The organism is Fusibacter tunisiensis, from assembly GCF_016908355.1.
GTDB lineage: Bacteria > Bacillota > Clostridia > Peptostreptococcales > Acidaminobacteraceae > Fusibacter_D > Fusibacter_D tunisiensis.
The window spans coordinates 43744-55861 of record NZ_JAFBDT010000016.1 but is presented as its reverse complement, the minus strand read 5'-3'; the positions used below and the strand labels follow the sequence as shown (position 1 = coordinate 55861).

At 38.6% G+C, this 12118-nt stretch carries 8 protein-coding genes; 4 read left to right on the top strand and 4 right to left on the bottom strand.

The window, feature by feature from the left end:
• Positions 1-210 precede the first annotated feature (210 nt).
• The 4 genes from JOC49_RS09475 to JOC49_RS09460 all read left to right on the top strand — a co-directional run bounded on the left by JOC49_RS09475 (position 211) and on the right by JOC49_RS09460 (position 4683).
• Complete coding sequence (locus tag JOC49_RS09475) at positions 211-2298, top strand: methyl-accepting chemotaxis protein (protein WP_204664717.1); 2088 nt, start codon at positions 211-213, stop codon at positions 2296-2298.
• A gap of 20 nt (positions 2299-2318) precedes the next feature.
• Positions 2319-3530 (top strand): EAL and HDOD domain-containing protein, encoded by a 1212-nt coding sequence (locus tag JOC49_RS09470; RefSeq protein WP_204664715.1) that lies wholly within the window; start codon positions 2319-2321, stop codon positions 3528-3530.
• 13 nt (positions 3531-3543) lie between these two features.
• Complete coding sequence (gene aroD, locus JOC49_RS09465; protein ID WP_204664713.1) at positions 3544-4293, top strand: type I 3-dehydroquinate dehydratase; 750 nt, start codon at positions 3544-3546, stop codon at positions 4291-4293.
• Positions 4294-4371: 78 nt separating this feature from the next.
• Positions 4372-4683, top strand: coding sequence for a HesB-like protein (locus JOC49_RS09460; protein ID WP_204664711.1), 312 nt, complete (start codon positions 4372-4374; stop codon positions 4681-4683).
• A gap of 400 nt (positions 4684-5083) precedes the next feature.
• Here the strand turns inward: JOC49_RS09460 and pulA are convergent, their stop codons facing one another.
• From pulA to glgD, 4 genes are read right to left on the bottom strand one after another with little or no spacing between them, the layout of a single operon-like run.
• Entirely contained in the window at positions 5084-7048 is a 1965-nt protein-coding gene (pulA, locus tag JOC49_RS09455) for a type I pullulanase (RefSeq protein WP_204664709.1), read from the bottom strand.
• Positions 7049-7068: 20 nt separating this feature from the next.
• Complete coding sequence (locus JOC49_RS09450) at positions 7069-9510, bottom strand: glycogen/starch/alpha-glucan phosphorylase (protein ID WP_204664707.1); 2442 nt, start codon at positions 9508-9510, stop codon at positions 7069-7071.
• An 11-nt stretch (positions 9511-9521) separates the two neighbouring features.
• Positions 9522-10979: a glycogen synthase GlgA gene (gene glgA, locus JOC49_RS09445; protein ID WP_459251391.1), complete on the bottom strand. Its 1458-nt coding sequence runs from the start codon at positions 10977-10979 to the stop codon at positions 9522-9524.
• Positions 10979-12115 (bottom strand): glucose-1-phosphate adenylyltransferase subunit GlgD, encoded by a 1137-nt coding sequence (gene glgD, locus JOC49_RS09440; RefSeq protein ID WP_204664704.1) that lies wholly within the window; start codon positions 12113-12115, stop codon positions 10979-10981. The genes glgA and glgD overlap by 1 nt, the downstream gene beginning before the upstream one ends.
• Between the last annotated feature and the right edge of the window lie 3 nt (positions 12116-12118).

Genomic DNA, 12118 nt, shown 5'->3' with positions numbered 1-12118 from the left:
ACCGTGGGGCACACGGGGATAGCTCGCTTATGCTGTAGCCATTAGGCTATTCGAACGAGAAGCCCCCACTTCTTAAGTGGTGGGAGTATGTCACGCGAAGTAGACATATAAAGATTTATGTTCAAAATAAATGGGTATATTTACCTATAGGGTTGTGATAAAATGGTTTTGTTACAAACTTATACTTATTATTATATTTGGAGGTGGGGTTTGAAGAAAATATCAAGAAAAAAGAAAGATAAGCGTAGTGGAATGAAAAAGGGCCTAAAAACTCAAATGATTGGCTATATTTTAGTGCCAATTGTTTTGATTCTTGTTTTAGCATTTTTTTTGCTGTTTAATACCATGCAAGAGAGTGCTGAAGAAACTGCAGAGTATTTATCCCAAAACGCAGCACTTGAAAGTGCGGTTGTCGTATCAGATGTTATGTCTGGTATGTTGGAGTACACAAGTGAAATTCAAGCAATATTACAAAGGTTTACCTTGCTTCCAAGTGATGGTCGGGCGGATTTTGTTGAAACCGAAATGGAACGTTTGCTCTTAAAAGACGCTTCTATTTATTCAGTATGGTCTTATTGGAATCCGGGGTCGATTCGTTCAGGAAGTGAGTTTTCAGTTGCGCTTGTGCAGCCTGAATCAGGAAAAGTTGACCAAGTCTCCCTTGATAGTGACATGCTCATGGTAGACACCCAGGCCAAAGATACAGGCGCGTCGTATTTAATGGAGCCAGTTATGGTAGATGGCGTTATGCATGTGGCTTATACACGTCCAATTGTGGATGATTCAGGTAAAACTGTAGGCGTCGTGGGAATGGAGTTTGATTTGTCTGCTCTACAAACTTACATTGAAGGCCAAAAGGTTATGGAAGAAGGCTTTATGCGGATTCTTTCCAATACTGGGATTGTTGTTGCCCATAAAAGTTTTGCAAGAGTGGGGGACTTTTCTGGAGAACTTGACGAAAATGGACAAGGAATTTATAAAGATGTTATTCAAAATGGAAAGACGTATACAAGTGTTGAGTATTCAGCTGCAATAGATGAGTATACTTATAAGAGTTTGGCGCCAATTTATATTGGAGAAACGTATTGGAGTTTGGGGACTATTCTGACTGAAGAAGAGGTAATGGCGGCATTTAACAGACGGACATTTATAATCTCCATTGTGGCTGGTATTTTTATTCTTATAGTGGCAGGTCTGATTTTGATTATGACGGGTCGAATTACAAAGCCAATATTAGCAGTCTCGAATATTGCGAACTCAATTGCGGATTTAGACATTCGGGTGACGGTTCCTGATAAACTTAAGTCTCGAAAGGATGAAGTGGGACTCTTGGCCCAGTCTTTTGATCGCATTGTGCACAGCTTAAAATCTTTTATGGACAGCAATACAAAAGTTTCAAGTGAACTTGCTAAATTTTCAGGTAACCTAACCAATTTAAGCTATCAGTCGTCTGCCTCTCTTGAAGACATATCAAAAACAGTTGAAGAGATTGCGCATGGTGCAGATGACCAAGCGAAAGAATCTGAAATGGCAGTGGGGCATATAACAGAATTTGGCGTTTTGATTGAAGAAGAACAGCAGGAGCTTATTGAACTCAATCAAGAAACCAACCGGGTTGTTACACTTAAGGATGAAGGTATTGAAAAAGTAGAAGACTTGGTAGATAAAACAAGGCAAAACCAAAGTGCCGCAAAAGAAATTAGCAGTGTTATTGATAAAGCCAATGAAAGTGCAGGGAAGATTGCAGAAGCCAGTGTTATGATCAAGAGCATAGCCGATCAAACCAACTTATTGGCCTTAAATGCGGCAATTGAAGCGGCTCGAGCAGGAGATGCTGGTAGAGGGTTTGCAGTTGTGGCTGAAGAAATTAGGAAACTCGCTGAACAATCGGACCGTTTTACAAATGACATTTCAGAAATTATTAAGGGTTTGAGCTTTGAGACTGAAAAAGCTGTTGAGACGATGAAAGTTATGAATGACTCTGTAGAATCACAAACCACCAGTGTTTATGAAACAAAAGAGAAGTTTAACGGGATTGCTGAAGCCATTGAAAAAACCAATGCAGTAATTGACAAACTCAATAAAAGTGGTGACTTAATGCAGGTGAAAAAAGCTGAAATTATAGGCAATATAGAGACCCTTGCAGCGGTTACCGAGGAATATGCAGCGAGCACAGAAGAGGTGAATGCCTCTGTGGAAGAGCAAACAGCGGCTATGAATCAAATTGCATCTGCAAGTGATTCTTTAAGCCAACTTGCAGAAGAAATGAATGTCAACTTATCCAAATTTAAGTTTTAGAATCATTAAGTGAGGTGTCTATGTATATTGCAAGGCAGCCAATTTTTAGAGAAGACAAGGAAGTATATGGTTATGAGCTTTTGTTTCGAGGTGGAAAGGCGTCAAAAGGCTTTGATGGGATTTCTGCGACTCATGCAACAGCAAGTGTTTTAACAGGTTTATTTGAGTCGGGTCTAGAGAAAATTGTAGAAGACAAAAAAGCCTTTATTAACTTTGATGAAGTTTTACTTAAAACGGATTTACCTGAACTTATAGACAAAGACCGACTTGTTGTAGAGATTTTAGAAACGGTTGTAGTGGATGATGGAATTAAAGAGAGAATTGAAGACCTGTCTCAAAAAGGCTATAGAATTGCCTTGGACGATTTTGAGGACTCTTATGACACTTATCCCCTTGTACCCATTGCGGATATTATCAAGTATGATCTTGTTGTAACGCCTCTAGAAACAATAAAGACAGAAGTCATTAAGGCGTTAAAAGATAACAAAATATTGCTTGCTGAAAAAATAGAAACTGAGGGAGAGTTTGATCAAGCTCGAAAAATGGGCTTCAAACTTTTCCAAGGGTATTTTTTTAGCAAACCTTCGATTGTTGGTAAAAAAAACCGAACAAAGACAACGTCAAAGACACAGTATTTAAGGTTGATTCAAGAACTTCAAGCGGATGAGCCTTCTTATCAGAAGTTAGCTGAGATTGTAGAGAAGGATGTGAATTTGGCATACAGGTTGATGCGTGTGATTAGTGGACGCGCTGGAGATGATCTGGTGTATTCAATTAAAAGAGCACTTACCTATATGGGACTCAAGGAGTTGGAGCGTTGGATTCATGTTCTTATGATTCAAGAACTTGGCGCCAATAAACCCAAAGAACTTATGCGTCTTTCTTTAATTAGGTCAAAATTCTCTGAGCTTGTGGCTTTGACCAGTAATTTGAAACGCATTAAACATGAGGCGGCTATGATGGGACTTTTCAGCACCATAGACGCTTTGCTAGACATGGACATGGAAGAAGCTTTATTGGATATTCCGTTGCCGGGTCATGTGTTGGATGCTTTGATTCGAAAACAAGGGACATTGGCTTCACTGTATGAACTCGTTGAAGCTTATGAACATGGTGATTGGTTAGAAACAGCATCACTTTCGAAAAATATGGGATTGGATTCTGAAAATTTGTATCAAAAATACCTAATGTCGGTTGAATGGGCACGGGAAACAATGGATTTGATGCTCTGATAAAGAGGTGAGTATGGGGATAAAACCAAAGATATGTGTGCCTTTAATGGGTAAAGATTTGCATGAACTGAACGCGCTGATAAAAAAGTTGACAGGCGCAACATTTGACCTTGTGGAATGGCGGGTAGATGGTTTAGAAGTGACGCCTTCGGATCAAGAGTTTTTAAGGATCTTAAAGGACTTGCGTACCCATCTTGGTGCCGCCCCAATACTCTTGACGTATAGGACTGCTTTAGAAGGTGGGAATGGTGATTTAGATCCAGAACACTACTGTAATCTTCTTAAAATGGCCATACAATCTGGGTGTGTCGATTTGTTAGATGTGGAATTGCAAATGATTGAGAATCATTACGTGCTGATGAATCCGTGCCTGTTAGAATGCAAAAAAAGAGGCATTGAACTTGTTATTTCAAAACATGATTTTAAAGGGACGCCAAGTCTTAAAGTTTTAGAAAGTTGGGCTGATAAAATGAGATATTTTGGCGCCGATGTTTTAAAAATTGCTGTGATGGCAGAGTCCAAATCAGATGCCCTAAAGGTGATGGCGTTATCTGAACTTGAAAATAAAAAATCACCTGAGTTGCAGACTGTATTCATTGCGATGGGAAATGCAGGCTTAATTACACGTTATGCGGCTGAATTTATGGGCTCTGCACTTGTATTTGCTAGCCTAGACGCTGGCACAGGTCCAGGTCAAATGCCTATAAAACAAACCTCAGATGCACTTGACCTTCTGCATCAAATTATGGGTTTTGAAAATTAATTGTGAACTTTTATATATAATGATACTAATTTAGTCGGAATTATATTATAATCATGGTATCTAAATGGAGGTGACTATATGTATATTGCTACAAATCAAGAAACTTGCGATAAGATTGGTGAAGTTTTAGCGTCACAAGCTGACAAACCGCAGAACATTCGTATTTTCATCGCAGGTATGGGCTGCAGCGGTCCAAGCTTTGGTCTTGGTCTGGATAATGTGAACGATGAAGATTTAACAGAAGTAATTAATGGTGTGAACTTTGTTTTAGAGAAATCTGTTTATGATACAGTAGGTGAAATCAAAGTTGAGTGGGTTGGAAACGGATATTCTGTTCAACCAGTTACGCCAGCGCCGTCAGCATGTGGTTCTTGCACAAGCTGTGGCTAATAGTTTTAATGTATGACTATGGAGGGCTTCATGTACTTTAAAGTTGATGATGAAACCTGCAGTCGAATTCAAGGGGTAATGGCACAACAAGCTGATAAACCTCAGAATTTAAGAGTTTACATTGCGGGTATGGGTTGAGGCGGACCAAGTTTTGGTCTAGGTCTAGACCATGAAAAGGAAGATGATGTTCAAGAAAAAATTGGTGGCGTCAACTTCATAATGGAAAAATATCTTGTGGATACATTTGGAGAAGTGGAAGTCAAGTGGAATGGCTATAGTTATTCTGTTGGGCCTGTAAAAGGTGGCGGATCCAGTTGTTAAACTGGTTCATGCTTTAGTTGTATCACATAAAAAACCTAGTTTTGCGTATGTTTAAATACGAAAACTAGGTTTTTTGGTTTTATAAATCGATTTCCAGATTGGTAAGCTTGAAGATGTGCGTACTGATTGGATCAATTTTTAAGATGTTTTGGTGGTCTGGGTTTAAACTTTTAGAATCTTTAAACCAACCATTTTCGTCAAAAATACGTTCGATTTTGACATTGTGAACAGCAGGTGGTACATCGGGATATTTTTGTGCACATAAGTAAGACAATATCCGGTGGGTTTCCAGCAGCATTGGCGTATGTGATGGGTTATGAACAATCATTAAGCAATGGAAATCTTCTGTTTCATCTTGATCAATGGTATAGACAATCCCATTTTTTATAAGGTCCGAAAAGGAAACGTCTTTAATGATGTGAATTCTCTTTTTTATGGCTTCTGCATCACTTAAACGCAAGCACTTGTACTTTTTTCTTAAGGCAATCAGATCTCTGACATAGGTGTAAAACCCATAGTGTCTGGCTTTGTTTTCCCAATCGATGGCGTTTATTTTTAAAGAGGCGTTATAGGTATTGTGATGGCCTTTTTTGTCTCTTAAAAATTCATTTCCTGCATGAAAAAAAGGAATACCTTGGGCTGTCAACAAAATTGAAAAAGCAAGTTTGTTCATCCGAATGAGGGTTTCAAAGGAGGCATTTTCGGTAGATTTTAAGATTTTATCCCATAGAATCAAATTGTCATGTGAATTGAAATAGTTAATAGATTCACTTGGTTTTCCTGCAAACCCAATATGGTGGTCATCAAAAGGGATAGAGCCCACAATGCCTGTTAGGGTTGCATGGGCACTGTTTTTGTTTCCATGAATAAAACCCTTTTCTGTTCCGTCATTATCCCCTTTTATCGCATTTCTAAAATCATCATTGAAAAGGCCGTAACCTTTTCCAATCTGGGCGCCCTTAAAGACCCTTTTGTTCTCAGGAAGTGTGGTCAGTCCACCTGTCCAAGGCTCACCATAAATTAGGATATCGGGATTGATTTTTTTGAGTTCAGCCATAAAAACATCTACTGTTTTTAGATCCATGAGGCCCATTAAATCAAACCTAAAGCCATCAACCTTGTACTCCTGAGCCCAGTATTTTAAGGATTCAACTATAAATTTTTGGACCATTGGATTTTCAGAGGCGATTTCGTTGCCACAACCGGAGCCGTTTGAAAAGTTTCCGTCATCGGTTAGCCTGTGATAGTAGCCAGGTACTAAAACGTTGAAGTTTGAATAGTGACTCCTATAGGTATGGTTGTAGACAACATCCAAAACAACTTTAAGTCCTTTTTCGTGAAGCGCCATAATTGCTTTTTTTAGTTCTAAAATTCGAACAGAAGGGTCTTCTGGGTTTGTGGCGTAACACCCTTCAGGAACATTGTAGTGTTCTGGATCATATCCCCAATTATAATTTGTATCTGAGTTATCGGTTTCATCAACGGTGAGGTAATCATAAACAGGTAACAAATGGACGTGGGTAATTCCTAAATCCACCAGATGATCTAAACCAGTTGTATAGTGCTTAAATTGCGTCCCTGATTCGGTTAAGCCTAAAAATTTCCCCTTGTGGTGAATGCCTGAAGTCTTATGGGATGTAAAATCCTTAATGTGCATCTCGTAAATGATGGCATCGCATAAGGTGTTACCCTTTGGAATTTCATGCGTGTTCCAACCTTTGGGGTTGGTTTGGTTCAAATCAACAATTGCACTTCTAATGCCATTTGTATTGGTTGAAATGGCATATGGATCTGTGATTTCGGATTGATCATCTGTTATAAGTGTATAGAAAGTCCCGTGTAAATCACCTTTGATGGTAACTTTAAAAACACCATCTGAATCTTTTGACATATCATATAGCGTTCTATGAAGTCCACGAGCTGTTTCATAATGGGCAATTTTTAGATGATTTTGAGTAGGTGCCCATATATGGAATGTTGTCTCTTCGTTTGTATAGAGTGCACCCAGTTTTTGGTTTGATACTGGGTAGTCTTTTAAAGTCATAATACCACCTTCAATTTGGATTATAGATTGAAATCCAAGGGTTTTCGATTAACATGCCAAATGCCTGATGCGTATTTATCAATGGTATAGTCTGCTGAAAATACACCAGAACATGCAATGTTGGTAATGGACATCTTCATCCAGTGTCTTTTATCTCTGTAGTAGAGTCCAATACGCTCCTGTGCGTCCGAATAAGATTCGAAATCTTTGAGCACAAAAAATTCATCGTTGAATCTGAGCAGTCTTTCTACAATTGGTAAAAATTCTTCTTTTGGGACTGGGAGGAAGCCATTTGTCAATTGATCGATAACCTGTTTTAAATCGGGTGTGTTGTTGTACACATCAAAGGCATTGTAATTCCCTTGCTCATAGTAACGATAGACTTCATCGTCTTTTAGACCAAATAAAACAATGTTATTTTCGCCAACTTCGTTCATTATTTCAACATTAGCGCCATCTAAAGTTGCAAGTGTTACAGCGCCATTCATCATGAATTTCATGTTTCCTGTTCCAGAAGCTTCCTTGGAGGCTGTGGATATTTGTTCGCTGATATCTGCAGCTGGAATCAATCTACTTGCTAATGATACACCATAGTTGGGCATAAAAACAATCTTTATCTTGTCTTTGATGCTGGTGTCGTTGTTAATGACATCTGCAAGTGTATTGATGAGTTTAATAACTTGTTTGGCAACATAATAGCTGGGGGCTGCTTTTCCTGCAAAGAGGAAAGTTCTTGGTGGAATGTCTAAATTAGGGTTCTCTTTAAGTTTGTTGTAGAGCATCATAATGTGAAGAATATTTAGATGCTGACGTTTGTACTCGTGAATCCGCTTTGCTTGAACATCGAAAATACTGTATGGATCTATGCGAAGGCCTTGTTCTTTAAAAATAATATTGGCAAGGTGTTCTTTGTTTTTGTGCTTGATGTCAAACAACTTGTTTTGAAAAGAGGCATCTTCTCTATATTTTAATAAATCACGGAGGGCAAGGGGATTTTTCTTGAAGCCATCTCCAATTGTTTCAGTTACCAAATCTGTTAAATCAGGATTTGCATTAAGAAGCCAATGCCTGTGCATGATGCCATTTGTTTTGTTGTTGAACTTTTCGGGATAGATTTCATAAAAATCATGTAAGACATTATTTTTTAAAATTTCTGTATGAAGTTTAGCAACCCCATTGATGCTATGAGACCCTACGATGGCCAAGTTGGCCATTCGAACTAAGCCGTCAGCAATAATGGCCATGTCATGTATTTTCTGTTCATCTGTATAATGTAATGCATCTTTTAATTTGGCGATAAACCGATTGTTGATTTCTTCAATAATCATGGTAATTCTAGGGAGTAAGTCTTGAATCATGAAATAAGGCCATTTTTCAAGCGCTTCTGACATGATGGTGTGGTTGGTATAAGATATACAGGCTGTTGTAATTCGCCATGCCACATCCCAAGTAAGGTTTTCTTCATCCAATAAAATGCGCATTAGCTCAGGAATGGCTAAAGATGGATGGGTATCGTTAATGTGAATGGCCACATGTTCAGCAAAAGCTTCAATAGGAACACCAGTTTTTTTGAAAGTCATAAGGATGCTTTGTAAGCCGGCAGAGACAAAGAAGTATTCTTGTTTTAGCCGAAGAAGCTTGCCTTCTTCAATAGAATCGTTTGGGTATAGGATTTGTGTGATGATTTCGGCGTTATTCTTTTTCTCAAAAGCAGACACATAGTTTCCCTTTGAGAAATGTTCAAAATCCATGACATCATTAATTTCTTCGGCAGACCAAAGTCTCAAAGTGTTTACAGTGTTATTGTCAAAGCCTAAAATGGGTGTGTCATAAGGAACGGCTCTAACTGCATCGTAGTCAACGTGGTTAAACTTAAGACGTCCATTTTCCATATAGGTTTCAATTTTACCATTGTATTTTACGTTAACTGCTTTGCTGGCGCGTTTGTATTCCCAAACATTGTTGTTCACCAGCCAACGGTCGGGGTATTCCACTTGGTAGCCGTTTATAATTTTTTGTTCAAACAAACCGTTTTTGTACCGTATGCCACACCCGTGTCCAGGGATTGAAAGCGAACTCATTGCGTCTAAAAAACAGGCAGCAAGTCTGCCTAGACCTCCATTACCAAGGCCTTGATCGACTTCTACTTCTATGAGTTCATCTAGGCTTATATTCAATTCTTTAAGCGCCTTTTCAGCGGTTGCATAAAGGTCCAAATAGATCAAGTTATTTGCTAAAAACTTTCCAGTTAAAAATTCCATTGAAAAATAATAAACCTGTTTTGTCTTTTGTGTGCGATAGGTTTTGTTTGTATTGGCCCATAATTCCCCAATGTAGTCCTTTAAGAGTGTCCCAAGCGCGTTGTAGCGTTCCAAAGGGGAGGTTTCATCCACATGTTTGGCCGTCATAGCCCTTAAGGTTTCAGTATAGTCTGTCTTAAATTCCAAGGGTGTAATTTTCATTTGGGGTCACCTCACATTTCAGGCTCTTCAAAAAGCTCCTGTCCCAATAATTTGTAATAGATTTTCATGTACTCTTTTGCAGAAGATGTCCAACTGTGGTCTGCCTTCATAGCATGCCGCATGATTATTTTCCATGTTTCAGGGTCGTTATAAATCTCAAGGGCTTCTTTAATGGTGAAAAGAAGTTCGTGTGCATTGTAATTCATAAATCCAAAGCCATTGCCCTCGCCGGTATATTTGTTATAGGGGATTACGGTATCTTTTAAACCACCAATTTGTCTTACAATTGGAATACTGCCATATCTAAGCGCAATTAACTGACTTAAGCCACAAGGTTCAAACAGTGAAGGCATTAGAAAAATATCTGAGCCAGCATAGACAACGTGAGACTCATCTTGATCAAAATAAATTCTGGCTGCTACCTTGTCTGGGTACTTGTATTGATAGGTTCTAAAAAGGTCTTCATAACGGTGTTCGCCAGTCCCTAAAACAACAAGTTGAATGTTTTCGGTTAATAATTCATCGAGAATATGTTGAATGAGGTCGAGCCCCTTCATATCGGCCAGTCTTGAAACGATGGCAAGCATTGGGATATCTGGATCAACTGGGAGACCGAATTTTACTTGCAGATGCATCTTAATCTCTTTTTTGCGTCCAATACTTCTTAAATCATAATTAACAGGAATTTTTGGATCGGTTGATGGTCTGTAAAGATCATAATCAATCCCATTTACGATTCCAGTAAGTTTAAAGTCATATTTTCGGAGCACGCCATCTAAATTTTCACCAAAATAGGGGTACTTGATTTCTTGCGCATAACTTCTAGAAACTGTGGTAATATGGTCACTAAAAACAATACCGCCCTTCATAAGATTGATGGCGTTGTAAAATTTAAGGTGTTCTTCGTTAAAGTAGTCATGTGGTAAATTCAAAAGATCCCCAAGTGTATAAGGGTCGAAAACGCCTTGGTATCTGAGGTTGTGTATGGTAAAAACCGTTTTGACAGCCTCGTAGAAGGCGTCGTGTTTTTTGTACTCGTTAATCAGTATATTTACAGATGCTGTGTGCCAGTCGTTTGTATGAATAATGTTGGGCTTTCGATCCATATATTTCATAGCTGCAAGAACAGCTTTTGAAAAGTAGATATAGCGTTCCTCATCATCACCTTCACCATACAAGTCATTGCGACCGAAATAGAATTCGTTGTCAATGAAATAGTGGTTGACCCCACCATACTCTAGGTGCAAAATGCCCACATATTGTGTTCGCCAACCCATATGAATAGATGTAGACCCTATAAAAGTCATATCTTCCCGATATTGATTGCTTATTTTTCCATGTAGAGGCATGTAGACATCAACATCCATTTTCTTAGATTTCAGTGCTTTTGGCAATGATCCCGCCACGTCAGCGAGTCCGCCTGTTTTGGCAAACGGGGCGACTTCTGATGCGACAAATGCAAGTTTGATCATTGTTCTCCCTCCCTTGTGATGGTGGCTTTTTTACTGGCAATATATGGACTTGAAGGATCCCCAATTAGGGTTACGCCTTTGCTAACTTTAGCGCGTTTGTCTAAAATTACGTAATTTAAATGGACGTTTTCCTGTATATCGGATTTTTGCATCACAATACTATTTCTTATAATACAGCCTTTGTCTATTTTAACCCCTCTAAAAATAATAGAATTTTCCACATACCCATCGATGATGCAGCCGTTGGCAACAAATGAATTTTTAACTTTGGCATTTTGTTTGTAGTAGGTTGAAGGCTCATCTTTAACTTTTGTTAGAATATGGCCATTGGAGAAGAAAAGATCCTTTTCGATATCCGATTTCAAAATGCCCATATTTGCATTAAAATAATTTTTAATTGTGTTGATGGGAAACACATGGCCTTTAAACTCATGCGTGTGTACTTTATATTTGTCAAGATTGTTGAATATGGCTTGCTTTAAGTAGTTGGCATTTCCCTTTTCAACCGCATCATATAGGATTTCAAAATAGACAGATTTTTTTATAAAGTACATTTCCATGGACATATTGAATTCAATATCCATGCCTAGATTCGTCCCAATGCTTTCGAATACACCATCGTCATCAAAATGAATTTTATCGCAGCCTAAGAAGGCGTTGGATTTATCTTTAACTTTTTTATAAACAATTGAAATATCAGCGCCAGATTCTAAAAACGCCTTGAAAGCTTCATTGTAATCTATATTGGCCAACATGTAACTTTTGGAAAACAAGAGATAATCTTGCTTGGCGTATTTTACAAAACTGTTGTTTTCAAAAAAGAGTTCCAAGTCACCTATTTTTCGGTGAATGGAGTGGTAGTCATACGTTGGGGTGAACACAAACAAACCGTTGAGCTTGCGGTCCAAATCCCAGGGTTGACCAGAGCCGAGATGGTCCATAACCGATCTGACTTTGTTGCCTGTAAAAACACCAATGCCTGTTATGCCGCTGTTTACCATGTTGGACAGGACAAAATCAATTACCCGGTAGCGACCGGCAATTGGTAACATTGCTGTAGGCCTATTTTGGGTTAAGGCCCCCATAGTTGAATCATTTTCACTCATGTTAATAATACCAAGACAATTTTTCATAAG